21 protein-coding genes are annotated in these 17,586 nt (G+C 48.4%); all 21 read left to right on the top strand.

Annotated elements, in window-relative coordinates:
• Nucleotides 1–4 precede the first annotated feature (4 nt).
• Nucleotides 5–187: a 50S ribosomal protein L30 gene (gene rpmD / locus WMO29_RS03780; protein ID WP_158363576.1), complete on the top strand. Its 183-nt coding sequence runs from the start codon at nucleotides 5–7 to the stop codon at nucleotides 185–187.
• A 28-nt stretch (nucleotides 188–215) separates the two neighbouring features.
• The gene (gene rplO, locus WMO29_RS03775) at nucleotides 216–656 is read left to right on the top strand and encodes a 50S ribosomal protein L15 (RefSeq protein WP_178039245.1); all 441 of its coding nucleotides are present in this window, start codon (nucleotides 216–218) and stop codon (nucleotides 654–656) included.
• Nucleotides 656–1,972: a preprotein translocase subunit SecY gene (gene secY, locus WMO29_RS03770; protein ID WP_349163834.1), complete on the top strand. Its 1,317-nt coding sequence runs from the start codon at nucleotides 656–658 to the stop codon at nucleotides 1,970–1,972. The genes rplO and secY overlap by 1 nt, the downstream gene beginning before the upstream one ends.
• Nucleotides 1,973–2,120: 148 nt before the next feature.
• Entirely contained in the window at nucleotides 2,121–2,765 is a 645-nt protein-coding gene (locus WMO29_RS03765; RefSeq protein WP_349163832.1) for an adenylate kinase, read from the top strand.
• Nucleotides 2,766–2,767: 2 nt separating this feature from the next.
• Nucleotides 2,768–3,523, top strand: a complete 756-nt coding sequence (gene map / locus WMO29_RS03760; RefSeq protein ID WP_178039242.1) for a type I methionyl aminopeptidase — start codon at nucleotides 2,768–2,770, stop codon at nucleotides 3,521–3,523.
• 22 nt (nucleotides 3,524–3,545) lie between these two features.
• Nucleotides 3,546–3,824, top strand: a complete 279-nt coding sequence (locus WMO29_RS03755; protein ID WP_178039241.1) for a KOW domain-containing RNA-binding protein — start codon at nucleotides 3,546–3,548, stop codon at nucleotides 3,822–3,824.
• Nucleotides 3,802–4,020, top strand: a complete 219-nt coding sequence (infA, locus tag WMO29_RS03750; protein WP_158363570.1) for a translation initiation factor IF-1 — start codon at nucleotides 3,802–3,804, stop codon at nucleotides 4,018–4,020. The genes WMO29_RS03755 and infA overlap by 23 nt, the downstream gene beginning before the upstream one ends.
• A 96-nt stretch (nucleotides 4,021–4,116) precedes the next feature.
• Complete coding sequence (locus WMO29_RS03745) at nucleotides 4,117–6,039, top strand: BglG family transcription antiterminator (RefSeq protein ID WP_349163831.1); 1,923 nt, start codon at nucleotides 4,117–4,119, stop codon at nucleotides 6,037–6,039.
• 104 nt (nucleotides 6,040–6,143) lie between these two features.
• Nucleotides 6,144–6,473, top strand: a complete 330-nt coding sequence (locus WMO29_RS03740) for a PTS sugar transporter subunit IIA (RefSeq protein ID WP_349163830.1) — start codon at nucleotides 6,144–6,146, stop codon at nucleotides 6,471–6,473.
• The gene (locus WMO29_RS03735) at nucleotides 6,470–6,769 is read left to right on the top strand and encodes a PTS sugar transporter subunit IIB (protein WP_349163829.1); all 300 of its coding nucleotides are present in this window, start codon (nucleotides 6,470–6,472) and stop codon (nucleotides 6,767–6,769) included. The genes WMO29_RS03740 and WMO29_RS03735 overlap by 4 nt, the downstream gene beginning before the upstream one ends.
• Nucleotides 6,770–6,787: 18 nt before the next feature.
• The gene (locus tag WMO29_RS03730) at nucleotides 6,788–8,068 is read left to right on the top strand and encodes a PTS sugar transporter subunit IIC (RefSeq protein WP_349163828.1); all 1,281 of its coding nucleotides are present in this window, start codon (nucleotides 6,788–6,790) and stop codon (nucleotides 8,066–8,068) included.
• A 20-nt stretch (nucleotides 8,069–8,088) separates the two neighbouring features.
• Entirely contained in the window at nucleotides 8,089–9,132 is a 1,044-nt protein-coding gene (locus WMO29_RS03725) for an ADP-ribosylglycohydrolase family protein (RefSeq protein ID WP_349163827.1), read from the top strand.
• Nucleotides 9,133–9,431: 299 nt separating this feature from the next.
• Nucleotides 9,432–10,817: an argininosuccinate lyase gene (gene argH / locus WMO29_RS03720; RefSeq protein WP_349163826.1), complete on the top strand. Its 1,386-nt coding sequence runs from the start codon at nucleotides 9,432–9,434 to the stop codon at nucleotides 10,815–10,817.
• 249 nt (nucleotides 10,818–11,066) lie between these two features.
• Entirely contained in the window at nucleotides 11,067–11,180 is a 114-nt protein-coding gene (gene rpmJ / locus WMO29_RS03715) for a 50S ribosomal protein L36 (protein ID WP_003497809.1), read from the top strand.
• 222 nt (nucleotides 11,181–11,402) lie between these two features.
• A complete protein-coding gene (gene rpsM / locus WMO29_RS03710; protein ID WP_158363568.1) occupies nucleotides 11,403–11,771 on the top strand; it encodes a 30S ribosomal protein S13 in 369 nt (122 codons plus the stop codon).
• Between the two features lie 154 nt (nucleotides 11,772–11,925).
• Nucleotides 11,926–12,318, top strand: a complete 393-nt coding sequence (gene rpsK, locus WMO29_RS03705) for a 30S ribosomal protein S11 (RefSeq protein WP_087308020.1) — start codon at nucleotides 11,926–11,928, stop codon at nucleotides 12,316–12,318.
• A gap of 19 nt (nucleotides 12,319–12,337) precedes the next feature.
• Nucleotides 12,338–12,931, top strand: coding sequence for a 30S ribosomal protein S4 (gene rpsD / locus WMO29_RS03700; protein WP_349163825.1), 594 nt, complete (start codon nucleotides 12,338–12,340; stop codon nucleotides 12,929–12,931).
• A 58-nt stretch (nucleotides 12,932–12,989) separates the two neighbouring features.
• Nucleotides 12,990–13,949, top strand: a complete 960-nt coding sequence (locus tag WMO29_RS03695; protein WP_178039239.1) for a DNA-directed RNA polymerase subunit alpha — start codon at nucleotides 12,990–12,992, stop codon at nucleotides 13,947–13,949.
• 168 nt (nucleotides 13,950–14,117) lie between these two features.
• Nucleotides 14,118–14,654, top strand: coding sequence for a bL17 family ribosomal protein (locus WMO29_RS03690; RefSeq protein ID WP_349163824.1), 537 nt, complete (start codon nucleotides 14,118–14,120; stop codon nucleotides 14,652–14,654).
• A 263-nt stretch (nucleotides 14,655–14,917) separates the two neighbouring features.
• Nucleotides 14,918–16,111: a pyridoxal phosphate-dependent aminotransferase gene (locus WMO29_RS03685; RefSeq protein WP_349163823.1), complete on the top strand. Its 1,194-nt coding sequence runs from the start codon at nucleotides 14,918–14,920 to the stop codon at nucleotides 16,109–16,111.
• A complete protein-coding gene (locus WMO29_RS03680) occupies nucleotides 16,101–17,582 on the top strand; it encodes an MBOAT family O-acyltransferase (protein ID WP_349163822.1) in 1,482 nt (493 codons plus the stop codon). Before WMO29_RS03685 ends, WMO29_RS03680 begins: the two co-directional genes overlap by 11 nt.
• Nucleotides 17,583–17,586: the final 4 nt, after the last annotated feature.

Genomic DNA, 17,586 nt, shown 5'->3' with positions numbered 1-17,586 from the left:
GACAATGGCAGATAAGTTAAAGATTACATTGGTAAAATCCCCGATCGGAGCCATCCCGAAGCAGCGCGCAACTGTAGAGGCACTTGGCCTTCGTAAGGTAAACAAGACAGTTGAGATGCCGGATAACGAGGCAGTCAGAGGAATGATCTGGCATGTAAGACATCTGGTAAAGGTAGAAGAGATTTAATTATAATAACGGAATAGGAGGTGTCACAATGGACTTATCAAATTTACAGTACGCAGAAGGTTCCAAGCAGAGCGGAAACTTCCGTAGAGGTCGTGGACACGGTTCAGGAAATGGTAAGACAGCTGGTAAGGGTCATAAGGGTCAGAAGGCTCGTTCTGGAGCACCGAGACCGGGCTTTGAGGGCGGTCAGATGCCGTTATACAGAAGACTTCCGAAGAGAGGCTTCACAAACAGAAATTCCAAGGTTATCGTTGGAATTAATGTAAGCGCTCTGGAAGTATTCGAGAACGACGCAGTTGTATCTGTAGAGACTCTGCTGGAGCAGGGAATCGTTAAGAATCCGAAGGATGGCGTTAAGATCCTTGGAAATGGAGAGCTTACAAAGAAGCTCACAGTACAGGCAAATGCTTTCTCCGAGGGAGCAAAAGCAAAAATTGAGGCTCTTGGTGGAAAAGCAGAGGTGATCTAATGTTCAAAACATTACAGAACGCATTTAAGATCAAGGATATCCGACAGAAGCTGATTTATACCTTTCTGATGCTTGTGGTTGTCAGACTTGGTTCTCAGCTGCCGGTTCCGGGCGTGAATCGCACCTTTTTTGCGAACTGGCTTGCAGCTCAGACCGGTGATGCATTCAATCTTCTGGATGCTTTCACCGGCGGCTCTCTGGCCAGCATGTCCATTTTTGCGTTAGGTATCAACCCGTACATTACATCTTCCATTATCATCCAGCTCCTTACTATCGCAATCCCCAAACTTGAGGAAATGCAGAAAGATGGCGAGGACGGACGGAAGAAGCTTCAGAATATCACCCGTTACGTAACTGTAGCGCTGGCTCTCATCGAGGGTATTGCCATGACCGTAGGTTTTGGTAATCAGGGTCTTCTGGAGAACGCGACCTGGTACAACATGGCTGTTGTAGTGGTTGCGCTGACAGCCGGTTCCGCATTTTTAATGTGGGTCGGTGAGCGTATCAACCAGAACGGTGTAGGAAACGGTATCTCTATCGTCCTCCTGATCAACATCGTATCCCGTATGCCGGATGATTTTGTAGCGCTGTATACAAAATTCATGAGCGGCAAGAGCGTGGCTATGGCAGTGCTGGCAGCGGTTATTATCGCGGCTGTCATCCTTGTAACGGTTGTATTCGTTATCATTCTTCAAGACGGAGAGCGCAGAATCCCCGTTCAGTACAGCAAAAAACTTCAGGGCAGAAAGGTGATTGGAGGACAGAGCACCAACATTCCGATGAAGGTCAACACCGCAGGAGTTATTCCGGTCATCTTCGCTTCATCCCTGATGTCATTCCCGGGCATCATTCTTGCTCTTCTGGGTAAGAGTGCAGGAACCGGAATCGGTGGCAAGATTATCACCGGCTTAAGTTCCAGCAGCTGGTGTAATCCTCAGCAGCCCATCTATTCGCTGGGATTGCTGCTTTACATCGTATTGGTAGTCTTCTTTGCTTACTTCTACACATCCATTACCTTCAATCCCTTGGAGATTGCGGATAACATGAAGAAGCAGGGTGGCTTCATCCCCGGCATTCGTCCGGGCCGGCCTACTTCAGACTATCTGACAAAAATTCTGAATTACATTATTTTTGTCGGTGCAATCGGCCTGATTATTGTATGTGTCGTACCGATCTTCTTCAATGGAGTATTCGGAGCAAGTGTTTCTTTCGGAGGAACATCCATCATCATCGTGGTAGGTGTTGTTCTGGAGACCATCAAGCAGATCGAATCTCAGATGGCAGTACGTTATTACAAGGGCTTCTTGAACGACTAAGAGGTAAACTTCTGTTACTGTGAACGAAGTGAACAGTAACACGCTTCCGGCCTGTGCGGGACCCCGTTTCCGTACAGGCTTTCGGAAGTTTTATGGCAATTTTGCAGAGGAAATGCGAACAGCGCATTTCAAGAAGAGGAGTAACATTATGAAAATCATCATGTTAGGAGCACCGGGCGCCGGAAAGGGCACACAGGCGAAGAAAATAGCTGACAAATATCAGATCCCGCACATTTCCACGGGTGATATTTTCAGAGCAAATATAAAGGAAGGCACAGAGCTTGGCAAGAAAGCAAAGTCCTACATGGATCAGGGACAGCTGGTACCGGATGAGCTGACATTGGAGCTTATCATGGATCGGTTCCAGAATCCGGACTGTAAGAACGGCTATGTGCTGGACGGTTTCCCTCGTACCATTCCGCAGGCTGAGGCATTGACCGAAGCACTGGCAAAGAAGGGCGAGACCATTGACTACGCAATCAACGTGGAAGTACCGGATGAGAATATCATCAACCGTATGGGCGGCCGGAGAGCCTGCCTGGCATGCGGCTCCACTTATCATATTGTATATGCTCCGACCAGGGTTGAGGGCATCTGCGATCGCTGCGGCGAGAAGCTGGTTCTTCGGGACGACGACAAGCCGGAGACCGTAAAGAACCGTTTGAATGTATACCACAATCAGACTCAGCCGCTGATCGAGTATTACACCAGGCAGGGCAAACTTGCAGAGGTGGACGGAACTCAGAGTATGGAAGACGTGTTTAACGCCATTGTCAAGATTTTAGGAGCGTAATTATGTCGGTTACAATTAAATCTGCCAGAGAAATCGAATTGATGCGCACAGCAGGCAAGCTGCTGGAAGAGGTTCACAACGAGCTTGCGGCTTTTGTAAAGCCGGGCATTTCCACCCTGGACATCGACCGTCTGGGCGAGAAGCTGATCCGGGAGAGAGGATGTATTCCGAACTTTCTGAATTACAACGGATATCCGGCATCCATCTGCGTATCCGTCAACGACGAGGTCGTACATGGAATTCCCCATGCGGAGCATATCCTTCAGGAGGGCGATATCGTCAGCCTGGACGCAGGTCTGATTTACAAGGGCTATCATTCTGACGCGGCCCGGACCCATGCGGTAGGCAAGGTAAGTCCCGAGGCGCAGAAGCTGATGGATGTCACCAAGCAGAGCTTCTTCGAGGGCATCAAGATGGCGAAGGCCGGAAATCATCTGCATCAGATTTCCGCAGCGATTAACGATTACGTTGACCAGTTCGGCTACGGCGTTGTCCGTGATCTGGTGGGCCATGGAATCGGAACCCATCTCCATGAGGATCCGCAGATTCCCAACTTCCGTCAGCATCGCAGAGGCATCAAGCTGGTGCCGGGTATGACCCTGGCTATCGAGCCCATGATCAATGCGGGTACCTGGGAGGTTGCATGGCTGGACGACGACTGGACTGTAGTGACCGATGACGGTTCCCTTTCCGCTCATTACGAGAACACCATTCTGATTACCGATGGTGAGCCGGAAATTCTGACTCTGACACTGTAAAAAGTGATCGATGGAGAAATCTATGGAGAGAGTGGAGACAGGAATGTTCGCCAGATCAAAGGCCGGACATGATAAAGGTAAATTATATATCATATTAAGAACAGAAGGCGAATATGTATATCTGACAGACGGGAAGCTTCGCCCCATGGCAAACCCGAAAAAGAAAAAGATTAAGCATATCCAGCCTATGTACAGGACACCCGAAGGCCGGGACCTGACGAAGATAACCGATGTTGACGTAAAACGGGCCATTGTGCTTCACGAAAAGGAGGAAGAACATGTCAAAAGCGGATGTAATTGAAATCGAAGGAACAGTAGTGGAGAAGCTGCCGAACGCAATGTTTCAGGTAGAGCTGGAGAACGGACATCAGGTTCTCGCCCACATCAGCGGAAAGCTCCGCATGAACTTTATCCGGATTCTGCCGGGTGACAAAGTAACGATTGAAATGTCCCCGTATGATCTGTCCAAGGGACGGATTATCTGGAGAGATAAATAAGAGTTACAGATATGAAATCAGAGAAGCTATGGCATACCCGAGTATGCCATGGCTTTTTGTGTTAGATAAACTAGGGAACAGACTGAGGACGGGAAGATGGAGAAGGACGGAAGAGTAATCTTAGAACTGCTTCAAAATAAGGAATATGTCACGGCAGAGGCGCTGGCAGACGCAATGAAGCTGAGCATCAAGACCGTTCGCCTTCGCATCAAGAGTTTGAATGAAACGGGGCGGGGGAACGGCTACAGCATTCAGGCCAAACCACGGAAGGGATATTATCTGTGCGTGGAGGATCCGGAAAAATGGGAGAGTTTTTTAAAAAAAGAAGAAAGCCGTGAGCAGATTCCCAATTCTGCCACAGAGCGGATTCATTTTCTGTTGGCGTATCTTTTATATCATGAGGAATATATCAAAATTGATGAGCTGAGTGATTTCCTGTTTGTATCGAGAAATACGCTGAGCGATTCACTGAGACAGGTGGAGCGGATTGTCAACCGATATGATTTGCAGATCGACAGAAAGCCCAATTTCGGCGTCCGAATCGTGGGACGGGAATATAATTTCCGAAGATGTATCGGAGACTGTTTTGTGAGACGTGATGTATTTGGGGAGTTGGAGGAACGGAAGAAGAGACAACTGGCCAGTATCGCGGATTCGGTTCTGAGCGTCATGAAGGAAACCGAAATTCATATGACGGAGACCTCGCTGGACTCTTTTATTTATCACGTTTATGTGGCAATCAAACGAATCCGGCTGGGACACGGGATTACGGAAGGGGAGACGGATCCGCTGTTTACGGAAGAAAGGATGGCGGAAGGTCTGCAGCTTACCGTAAAGGAATGGGAGTTTGTGGAGTGGCTGGCCGTGATTTTGTCCCAGAGATGGCAGATAGAGATCAGTCACGCGGAGAAGAATTATATTGCGCTTTATCTGGCGGGAAAACGGACCATAGAGTTAGATGATATTTCGGAGACGAATTTTATCATAGATGAAGAAATCGGCAAGACAGTAGACATTATACTGGAAATATTGCTGGATGAGTTTAATATTGATCTGCGGGGAAATTTCCATGTCCGCATGATGCTGAATTCCCATCTGGTTCCTTTTCGAACCAGGATTCGCTACGGTATTTCCCATAAAAATGAATTGCTGCCGGAGATCAAAGAAAATTATGTATTCCCCTATACGATGGCCGTTCGCATCGGAAAAATGCTGGAAGAGCTGTATCATAAGCCCATTTCCGAGGATGAAATCGGGTATTTTGCCATGACCTTCGCGCTGGGGATCGAGGAAATGAAACGAAGTCAGGTCAGAAAATCCAACATCCTGATTGTATGCAATTCCGGAAAGGGTAGCTCGTATCTGCTGAAATACCGCTATCAAAAGGAATTTGGCGAATATCTGAATGAGATTTATATCAGCGACAGGATTGGCGTTAGCCGGTTTGATTTTTCAAAGGTAGATTATGTATTTACGACTGTGCCGATTTCCGAAAGAGTACCGGTTCCGATTATTGAAGTGGGCTGTTTTTTGGAAAATGAAGATGTGATCCGAGTAAAAAAGGTTCTGGCGAAAGGACATACTCCCTATCTGCAGCAAATTTACCGTCCGGAGCGTTTCTTTGTGGGAATTCATGGAGAGAACCGGGAAGAAATTTTACGTAATTTCTGTAAAGCAATAGAGCGTAGGGAAAAGCTGCCTGAGGGCTTTCTGGATGAAGTTATGAAGCGGGAAAGTCTGGGTGATACCGATTTTGGTAATCTGGTCGCAATGCCGCATCCCTATAAAATTCTGGAGGACGAAACGAAGGTATTCGTGGGAATACTGGACAAACCGGTGCTCTGGAGCAGAAATCAGGTTCAGATTGTTTTCCTCATTTCCGTAGGAAAGCAGGATAACCGGCTTCCGTACTTTTACGAAGCAACCACACGGGCGATGGACAGCAGTGAAGGAATCCGGCGTCTGATACAGGAAAAGAATTATGAGGTTCTTACAGAGCTTCTGGAGAACCATGTGTAAAAAGTACCACATTTTATGTGGTACTTTTTTGTGTGGTAAATAAAATATGGTGCTTTATAATTTAACTATAAAGTAAATCGCGATTTCTTATTGGAGGTTACACTATGTCATATGAAAACATCATTGTAGAGCTGATCGTCAAGGGCGGCGACGCGAGAAGCAATGCGCTGCTGGCCATCCGGGCAGCCAAGGAAGGAAATTTTTCTGAAGCGGAAAAACTGATGCAGGAATGCAACCGTCAGTTGGTAGAAGCTCATGAGATACAGACAGACATGATACAGGAAGAGCTGAATGCGGAGGAAAAAAGAGCCGTAGATCTTCTGATGGTACACGGACAGGATCATCTGATGAACGCCATGACCGTCCGGGATCTGGCTGTAGAATTTATCGAGCTGTACAAGATGAGATATGCGGATAAGGAGGGAGAAGCATGAAATATGTAACGTTGTTGTGTGCTATGGGAATGTCTACCAGTCTTCTGGTGAATAAAATGAAGGATGCGGCAAAAAAATCGGGAGAAGAAGTTACGATTGTGGCAATGGCGAAGGACGCTTTCGACGCGTATAATGGCGAGACAGACGTACTGTTGATCGGGCCGCAGATTCGGCATATGTACGATGAGTTGAAGGAAAAATATGAACCGAAGGGCATCAAGGTGGGTTTGATTAACAGCATGGATTACGGCATGATGAACGGACAGAAGGTTTTGGATTTTGCATTGAATTTATAAGGATAGGAGAGGGTACTTATGATTACAGCATTGTCAGATAAATTACAGGCTTACTTATTGCCGGTAGCAAATAAGATAGCGAAGAACAGATACTTACAGGCTATGAAGGACGCGTTCCTGATTTCTGTACCGTTTACCATGTTCGGTTCTCTGGTGCTGGCTCTGGCCAACATCCCTTATATGGAGAAGCTGATGGGCGCGGATGCGGTAGCAGCGTTTCAGTCCGCCATTGGGCCGATTCAGAATGTGACCTTCAATCTGATTGCAGTCATGGTAGTACTGGGAATCGGATACAGTCTGGGAAAACATTACGAACTGAACGAGATCTATACCGCGATTTGTTCGCTGGCAGGCTTCCTGATTGTTACGCCTATCGTGGAGCTGGCGGATGGCGGCAATGGATTTGCCCTGAATGATTTGGGAACCATGTCGATCTTTACCGGTATTATTATCGCAATTCTGTGTACGGAGATTTACCGGCTTATTGTAAAGAAAAATATGGTTATCCATATGCCGGACAGCGTTCCGCCCATGGTGGCAGATTCTTTCCTTTCCGTTATCCCGGTTGCAGTGGTGCTGCTGGTATGCTTTGCAATTCAGTTCCTTTTCGCAAAAACAAGCTTTGGAACCTTAAATGGTTTTGTATACAAAATGATTCAGGTGCCGATTTCCAAGATTGGAACCAGCTTCCCGGCGACCATGCTGGCAGGAGCGCTGTGTAACCTGTTCTGGTTCTTCGGCCTTCACGGTAACAGCATCGTATACAACTCCGTGCTCAGCCCGATTTTCAAGGCCATGTCTCTGGAAAATCTGGCAGCCTTCCAGGCACATCAGGCGATTCCGCATATTATCACAGAGGAGTTTGCATGGTACTTCGGCGGATTTAACGGCAGCTTTATTGCATACCCCATTCTGATTTGTATCTTCCTGTTCTTCCGGAATAAGAAGGAGTGGAAAAATCTAGGAGAAGTAGCGCTGATTCCGGGAATCTTCAGTATTTATGAGCCCATCGTATTCGGCTTCCCGCTGATGCTGAATCCCATGCTTCTGATTCCCATGCTGCTGACACCGGCAGTATCCTGCGCAATTGGTTACATCTTTATGTACACCGGCATCTGCCCGCCCTGCACCGGCGTCTCCGTTCCCTGGACCACACCGATGATCTTAAGCGGAATTATTACGACCAACTCCCTGATGGGCGGAGTCGTACAGCTGATAACGATTGTGGCACTGACGGCCCTGTGGTATGTATTCCTGAAAATGCTGTATAAGCAGGATGAAAAGGCCGTTGTAAAATAAAACAGAATGAGGAATGAAAAATGGATCGGAAAACAGTTTATGACAAAATATTGGGAAGTATGGTATACTGCGCTCTGGGCGACGCCATGGGCGCGGTAACAGAGAATCTGAGCTTTGATCAAATTCGGGATAAATACCCCGGAGGCGTCCGGGAACTGATTGCGCCGGACAAGACGGCCTTTGCCTATGGCAATACGCCGGGACAGATTACCGATGATTTCTCCCAGACCTATCTTCTGACAGAAGAAATTATCAAAAATAATGGCGTGATCAGCCCGGACTGTGTGGAAGAGATGCTGATTCGCTGGTCGAATATTCCGAAATATTTCAACCGGTTCGCGGGACCGACGACCCGCAGTGCCATCGCGGCGATCCGGGCGAAGAAAGAGGGACGGGAATATGTGGTGAATGAAGTCATCGATTATGCCCGTCAGGCCACCAACGGCAGCGCCATGAAAATCTCTCCAGCAGGCTTTTTCAATCCGGGAGACGTGGATAAGGCCATTGAGGACGCGGTATGCGTCACCAGAGTTACCCACGATAATCAGCTGGCGATTTCGGGAGCCTGCGCTACGGCTGCTGCTATCAGCAGGGCATTTGATGAGAAGGCCAGTGTGTACGATATCATTCAGGCTGGTATCTATGGAGCCCGCAAGGGAGAGGAGATCGGCATGCGAATTTCGAGAACCGTAGGCGGTCCCAGCGTGACTGAGCGTATCGGTATGGCAGTGGCCATCGCCATGCTTCCAGAATCCAAAGAAGATCGCTTGAGAAAGATTTACAATCCGGTGGGAACCGGTCTGCATGTGTCGGAGGCAGTGCCCGCGGCCTTTGGAATTATCCTTATCTGTGATGGAGACAACTGGGAGAGCGTGTGCGAAGCAGTGAATGTGGGCTATGACACAGACACGGTAGCGGCGATCGTCGGCTCTATCGTAGGAGCCTTGAAAGGTACTGCTGGAATCAGCGAAGAGCTGTTCGAAATCCTGAACCGGGAGAATGAAATTGCCCTGGAGGAGACTGCGGAAAAGGTGACAGCGCTGGTATATGACAAAATGAAATAGAATAGAACCAAAAGGAAAGAGCCCCTGGCGCATGGAAAATTCTATGCTCTGGGGGCCTTGTGTCTGTATGATATACTGAGAATAAAAAAGAAACGAGCAGGCCGCTTTAGCAAAAGCTGTACGGTTGTAAAACTCATTTCTTCCATTATTAATCTATCGTGCTTTTTATGAAAAGTCAAGAATACTTTGAAGGATTTCATGGGAATTTCTGCGTCTACTTGACGAATACAGCCCTGGCACGGTATAATAATTCAATTAAATAGCAATTCCAATACAGCAAATAAAAGGAGTAATTACAAATGGCAAGTCTGTGGGGCGGAAGATTTGAGAAGGATATGGATGATATTGTAAAGAAATACAATGCATCTATTTTTTTTGATCAGAGAATGTACAATGAGGACATCGAGGGCAGTATTGCCCATGTGACCATGCTGGGAAAGCAGGGCATCGTGTCCGAGGAGGAGAAGGAGCAGATTATCGCGGGCCTGAAGGCGATTCGTCAGGATATTGCGGAGGGCAAGATCGTATTCAACGTGGATGACGAGGATATCCATATGGGAATCGAGAGCCGGCTTATCGAGCGTATCGGAGATGTGGGTAAGAAGCTGCATACATCCAGAAGCCGCAATGACCAGTGCCAGGTGGACATCCGCCTGTACCTGCGAAAAGAGATTTATGAGATTCTGAACAGCCTCTGCTATCTTGAGAGCGTGATCCTGGAGAAAGCGGAGAAGTACGCGGATCAGATTACCGTGGGCTTTACCCATCTGCAGCATGCGCAGCCGATTACCATTGGCTTCATGTTCATGGCTTATTTCCAGATGTTCAAGCGGGATATCGAGCGGCTGATGGATACGGTGGAGCGTCTGAATTACAATCCGCTGGGAGCCTGCGCCCTGGCCGGAACCACGATGCCCATTGACCGTCATCTGACCAGTGAGCTGCTTCATTTTAAAGCGCCCACTGAAAATGCCATGGATACCGTCAGTGACCGTGACTATAGCCTGGAGTTTTTAAGCGACGCGTCCATCTCCATGATGCATCTGTCCCGCTGGGCGGAGGAGTTCGCATGGTGGAATTCTTCGGAGTTCTCTTATATCGCCATCGACGACAGCTTCTGCACCGGAAGCAGCATTATGCCCCAGAAGAAGAATCCGGATATGGCCGAGCTGATCCGTGGCAAGGTAGGCCGTGTATACGGCGATCTGATGCAGCTTCTGACCGTCATGAAGGGAACTGCCCTGGCCTACAATAAGGATTTCCAGGAGGATAAGGAGAGCGTCTTTGACGCCATCGACACCTGGAAGGCTACCATCGACATCTTCGCGAAGATGCTGGACAAGACCGAGTTCCGTATGGATCAGATCGAGAAGCAGCTCAGTAAGGGCTTCCTGAACGCTACGGATATCGCGGAGCATTTCGCAAAGCAGGGCATCCCCTTCCGTGAGGCGCACTCTATCGTAGGTCATATGGTAAAGGCCTGCGAGAACAAGGGCTGCGATTTCGAGGATCTGACCGACGAGGATCTGCAGGCCATCGACAAGCGCGTGACTAAGGAGCTGCTGGGTGATATCAGCATCAAAACCTGCGTAGACGCCCGGGTATCTTTCGGCGGAACCGCTCCGTCCGAGGTACGCCGCCAGATCGAGGTGGGCCGCCAGTGGCTGAACAGCCTGGAGCGCTAAAAGCAGTGAAAACAGAAGAAAAAAATTGGCAGCATAAATAAAAAAATACTTGCATTCTGAATCCCCGTGTGTTATCATACTAGACGTATGATCTCCACGGGGATTCTGCGCCTGTTTTTAAGAAACGGGTTTTGGAAGATTCGTGAGATCGGGAACAAGAAACGCCTTGTTTTTCGGCATTTTTCCACATCAAAACCCAGTTGTGGAAGAGTAAAGAAGAACGAAAGATGTGAAAGGAGGATTTTTACGATGAAAGTAAGATCATCTGTAAAACCCATTTGCGAGAAGTGCAAAATCATCAAAAGAAAAGGTAGTATCAGAGTAATTTGCGAGAATCCGAAGCACAAGCAGCGCCAGGGTTAATTCCGCAGATTGTGATAAATCTCGTTTCATATATATTTGTGAGCAGGAGATTATTCACAATGATATTGCTTAAAACGGAGAAATGCGTACCGCAGAGTATCTGAAAGGTCGGATAAATATCCGGCTGGATGCGAACACCGCATCCCATTTAGGAAAGTGTCATCGGGCACCTATTAAAAAACGCCCGGAACCCAATTTTTTATTAAATGGAGGAATAATCAAATGGCTCGTATTTCTGGTGTAGACTTACCAAGAGAAAAGCGTGTAGAGATTGGCCTGACTTACGTATACGGCATCGGCCGCGTAAGCGCAACCAAGATTCTGGAAGCAGCAAAGGTAAATCCGGATACCCGTGTAAGAGACCTGACTGACGACGAAGTCAAGAGAATCAGCGAAGTAATCGACGCTGACTACATGGTAGAGGGAGATTTAAGACGTGAGATCGCGATGAACATCAAGCGTCTGCAGGAGATCGGATGCTACAGAGGTATCCGTCATCGTAAGGGACTGCCGGTTCGTGGTCAGAAGACTAAGACCAATGCAAGAACTCGCAAGGGTCCGAAGAGAACAGTAGCTAATAAGAAAAAGTAGGCATTGAGCACTTAGCGAATGCAAGCGCAAGGCGCGCAGCATGAGGTTAGTGCGAAAGCCCACCCGGACACTTAATGAATTCCGAGCAAAGCGAGAGAATGAATTTAGTGACCGTGGTGTTACCTTAATAATTAAGAAAGTAGGTTAGTTTAAAATGGCGAAAGTTACAAAGAAAGTGACAAAAAAGCGCGTAAAGAAAAACGTTGAACGCGGACAGGCACATATTCAGTCATCTTTTAACAACACAATCGTTACCCTGACAGATACCGAAGGAAACGCTCTGTCATGGGCAAGTGCCGGTGGTCTGGGATTTAGAGGTTCAAGGAAATCTACTCCGTATGCTGCACAGATGGCAGCTGAGACTGCAACCAAGGCAGCTTTAGTACATGGACTCAAGACTGTAGACGTTATGGTTAAGGGACCGGGTTCAGGCCGTGAGGCAGCAATCCGTGCACTTCAGGCATGTGGTCTGGAGGTAACCAGTATTCGTGATGTAACACCCGTTCCGCACAACGGATGCCGTCCGCCCAAGCGTAGAAGAGTCTAATTTAGGAGGTACGTAAGTTATGGCAGTCAATCGTGTTCCGGTTTTAAAAAGATGTCGTTCCCTTGGTCTGGAGCCGACAGTATTAGGAATTGATAAGAAGTCCACAAGAGAGTTAAAGAGAGCAAACAGAAAGATGTCCGAGTACGGACTTCAGCTTCGTGAGAAGCAGAAAGCAAAATTCATCTACGGCGTACTTGAGAAGCCGTTCCGCAACTACTACAAGAGAGCGGACAGAATGAAGGGCCAGACCGGTGAGAACCTGATGGTTATCCTGGAGAGCAGACTGGACAACGTTGTTTTCCGTCTTGGCCTTGCGAGAACCAGAAGAGAGGCTCGTCAGATCGTTGATCACAAGCACATTCTGGTAAACGGCAAGCAGGTGAACATCCCGTCCTACCTTGTAAAGGCTGGCGATGTGATCGAAATCAAAGAGAAGTGCAAGGGCTCTCAGAGATACAAGGATATCGTAGAGGCAACTGCAGGAAGACTGGTTCCGGAGTGGCTTGAGGCTGACCTCGAGGCTCTGAAGGGAACTGTAAAAGAGCTTCCGAGCAGAGAAGTCATCGACGTTCCGGTTGATGAGATGCTTATCGTCGAGCTGTATTCTAAGTAATTCTGAATATATATCGACAGCATAACACCCAAACAAAATGTGAAGGAGGAGCCTTTTAGTGTTCGAGTTTAATAAACCGAAAATTGAGATTGCAGAGATTTCAAATGATAAGAAGTATGGAAAATTTGTGGTTGAGCCGCTTGAGAGAGGCTATGGTACGACACTGGGCAATTCACTGAGAAGAATCATGCTTTCTTCGTTACCGGGTGCAGCAGTCAGCCAGGTGAAGATCGAAGGCGTTCTGCATGAGTTCAGTTCTATTCCGGGAGTTAAGGAAGATGTAACTGAGATCATCATGAACATCAAGAATCTGGCCATTCGGAATACAAGCGACAGCAACGAAGCGAAAGTCGCCTACATCGAGTTCGATGGAGAGGGCGTAGTCACAGCAGCTGATATTCAGGCAGATCCCGATATCGAGATTCTGAACCCGGAGCTTGTCATCGCTCATCTGAACGGCGGCGCAGACAGCAAGCTGTACATGGAGCTGACGATTACGAAGGGCAGAGGCTATGTGAGTGCAGATAAGAATAAGAATCCGGATCTCCCCATCGGAGTGATCGCGATCGATTCTATCTATACACCCGTTGAGCGTGTAAATATGACAGTGCAGGATACCCGTGTAGGTCAGGTAACTGACTATGACAAGCTGACACTTGATGTGTATACAAACGGAACCCTGGTTCCGGATGAGGCTGTCAGCCTTGCTGCAAAGGTACTGAGCGAGCATCTGAGCCTGTTCATCGACCTGTCCGAGAATGCCAAGACCGCAGAGGTTATGGTAGAGAAAGAGGACAATGAGAAGGAAAAAGTGCTTGAAATGAGCATTGACGAGCTGGAGCTTTCCGTTCGTTCCTTCAACTGCTTGAAGAGAGCAGGAATCAATACAGTAGAAGAACTTTGCAACAGAACTCCGGAGGATATGATGAAGGTTCGTAACCTGGGTCGTAAGTCCCTGGAGGAGGTACTTGCAAAACTGAAGGAGCTGGGTCTCCAGCTGAACCCAAGCGAAGAGTAATCTTCGCTTGGGTGATACTTCTTGAACTAGCTTCGAGAAGGTACCGATATTCCTAGCGAAGAATAAAATTCTTCGCCAGGATGATATGTAAACACTATGGAAGAAAGCCCTCCCCAGTAAGACCGAAGACGCATGGGGATGCGGCTCCACAGATGGAGGAAAATCAAAATGGCAAAGTATAGAAAACTGAGCAGAACATCCAGCCAGAGAAAGGCTCTCCTGAGAAATCAGGTAACCGCTCTTCTGGAGAACGGCAAGATTGTAACAACCGAGGCTAAGGCGAAGGAAGTTCGCAAGATTGCTGAGGGACTGATCGCACTGGCAGTAAAGGAGAAGGACAACTTCGATACCGTTACTGTTACCGCTAAGGTTCCGCGTAAAGACGCTGACGGAAAGCGCGTAAAAGAAGTTGTAGACGGAAAGAAGGTTACCGTATACGACGAAGTAGAGAAGACCATCAAGAAGGATCAGCCGTCCAGACTGCATGCCAGACGTCAGATGCTGAAGGTTCTCTACACTGTAACTGAGGTTCCGACCGCAGCAGCAGGAAAGAAGAAGAATACCAAGAAGGTTGACCTGACAGCGAAGCTGTTCGATGAGATCGCACCGAAGTACGCAAGCCGCAATGGTGGTTACACCAGAATCGTAAAGATCGGCCAGCGTAAGGGCGATGCAGCTATGGAAGTAGTTCTGGAGCTGGTATAAGCCTTAACGAATTGTTCGAGATTTTTTGATTGAACTTAGAATGCCCCCGGGCTGGAGAAATCCGACGCGGGGGCATTTTTATGACACGAACTGGAAAATTCTGGGCGAACCATCCGGCGCAGAATATGGGTGAAATATGCATTTTTCTTGCACTTTCTTTCCATGGATAGTAAAATAATATCAAGTATGTAATGCGCTTGCGCATAAGGCGCACTTTTCATCATGCAGTCTGGATAAAAAGGATCCACAGAGGAGGACAAATTATGATATCGCAGGAATGCTACGAGCTTGGCAGCAAAAGCTCTGTTATAAGAGAGATTTTTTCCTACGGACTGAAGAGAAAGGCTGAGATAGGCGAGGATAAAGTCTATGATTTCAGCCTGGGCAATCCCAGCATCCCGGCGCCGGAATCCGTGAAAAAGGCGATTTTGGAGCTGATGGAGCTGCCGCCGGAAAAAGTCCACGCATATTCTCCGGCACCGGGTGATCCGAAGGTGCGTACGGCCATTGCAGATTCTTTGAATCGTCGTTTCGGCGAGAGCTTCCGAATGGAAAATATCTTTATGACCTGCGGAGCTGCAGCTTCCCTGAATATCTGTCTGAAAGCCCTGCTAAACGCAGGAGAAGAAGTCATTACCTTTGCGCCGTTCTTCCCGGAGTATCGTGTCTGGGTCGAGGGCGTGGGTGCTACCCTGAATGTAATTCCGGCGAAGCTGCCGGATTTCCAGATTGACGCAGCAGCCTTCGGACAGGCTATCACACCGAAGACCAAGGTGGTTATTGTAAATACCCCGAATAACCCCTCTGGAGTTGTCTATTCCGAGAAAACAATCAAGAATCTTTGCACAATACTGAAAAAGAAATCCGAGGAGTATGGTGCGCCCATTTATCTGATTACTGATGAACCTTACCGGGAGATCGTGTACGATGATATTAAGGTGCCTTACCTGACAAAGTATTATGACGACACGTTGGTTTGCTATTCCTATAGCAAATCCCTGTCCCTTCCGGGCGAACGTATCGGGTATATCGTAATTCCGGATCGTATTGCTGACCATGAGCATGTGGCTCCGGCTATTGCGGGCGCTGCCCGGGTGCTGGGCTTCGTGTGCGCGCCGTCCCTGTTTCAGCAGGTGGTGGCAAAATGTGTGGATGATACCGGAGATATTTCCGCCTATAAGAAGAATCGGGACATTCTGGTGGACGGCCTCAAGCGAATCGGCTACACTTGTGTAAAACCTCAGGGAGCCTTCTATCTGTTCATGAAGGCGTTGGAAGAGGACGCCTACGCTTTTTGTGAGCGTGCAAAGAAGTTTGACCTGCTTCTGGTACCCAGCGACGATTTTGGCTGCCCGGGCTATGTGCGGATTTCCTACTGTGTATCCGAGAAGACCATCGTGGATTCCATGCCGGCCTTTGAGAAGCTGATGGAGGAATATAGAACGAATGCTGTTTAATTCGCTGCAATTTGCAATCTTTTTCCCTGTGGCGGCGCTTATTTACTTCGTAATTCCGAAGAAAATGCGCTGTCTCTGGCTTCTTCTTGCAAGCTACGTATTTTATATGAGCGCCAGCCCGAAATACGTGGTCTTTCTGCTGTTCTCCACGCTGGTCACCTACGCTGGCGGCCTATTGGTGGAGCGGGCGGAAGCGAAAAAGAAGAAATTTTATATGGGGCTGACCTTTCTGTGCAGCCTGGGCGTGTTGGGCCTTTTGAAGTATTTTGATTTCTTGCTGGGTAATGTAAATGCATTGCTTGGGCTTGCGGGGATTGCTCCTGTAAGCAAGCCTTTCAGCATCGGCCTGCCGGTGGGAATCTCCTTTTATACCTTCCAGTCCCTGGGCTATATGGTGGACGTCTATCGGGGCGACACAAAGGCAGAACGGAACATTCTGAATTACGCCCTGTTCGTGTCCTTTTTCCCGGTGATTTTGTCTGGCCCCATCGAGCGATCCGGCAACCTGCTCCGGCAGATTCGGGAACTTCCGGAAAAAGCCCTGTGGAATTATGGGCGGGTGGCGGGTGGCCTGACGCTGCTCTTATTTGGCCTGTTCCAGAAAATGGTCATCGCGGACCGGATTGCCATTCTGGCCAATCAGGTCTTTGACAACTATCACATGTATGGCACCTTCGGCCTGACCGTGGGAGCCATTGCCTATACGATTCAGATTTACTGCGATTTCGCCAGCTATTCCATGATGGCCCTCGGCGTGGCGAAGGTGCTGGATTTTGGGATCATCGAGAACTTCCAGACGCCCTATTTCTCGCGGTCCATGCGGGAGTTCTGGCGCAGATGGCACATCTCCTTAAGCAGCTGGTTCCGGGATTATCTCTATATTCCCCTGGGCGGCAGCCGCTGTGGGAAATGGCGCAGATATTTCAATCTGATGGTGACCTTCCTGGCCAGTGGTCTGTGGCACGGTGCCAGCTGGGGCTTTGTGGTCTGGGGCGGACTGCATGGGCTTTATCAGGTCATTGGATATGAGCTGCGGGGTATGAAGGACCGTATCAATGAAAAGCTGCATACAAAGACGGATTGTCTCAGCTACAAGCTGGGGCAGGTGCTGGTAACCTTCTGCCTGACGGCTTTTGCCTGGATCTTTTTCCGGGCGGGCAGCCTCAGGGATGCTTTCGGCTATATCCGTCGGATGGTGACTAAGCCGGATCCCTGGTGTCTGTTTAATGGAGAACTTTATAATCTGGGCCTGGATCGGGTAGAAATGAATGTATTGTTCATTGGTCTTCTGATTTTACTGCTGGTGGATTTGGTTCGATACTTCAAAAAGCAGCAGTTGGATGTTTATTTGGCAAAGCAGAATCTCTGGTTCCGTTGGGGTGTGCTGCTGGTGCTGATTGCGGCGGTAGCCATCTTCGGTATCTACGGGCCGGGATATGACGCCCAGCAGTTTATCTATTTCCAGTTTTAGGAGA

The organism is Laedolimicola intestinihominis, from assembly GCF_040096155.1.
Lineage (GTDB): Bacteria > Bacillota > Clostridia > Lachnospirales > Lachnospiraceae > Laedolimicola > Laedolimicola intestinihominis.
This window is presented reverse-complemented; position numbering and strand designations above follow the sequence as displayed.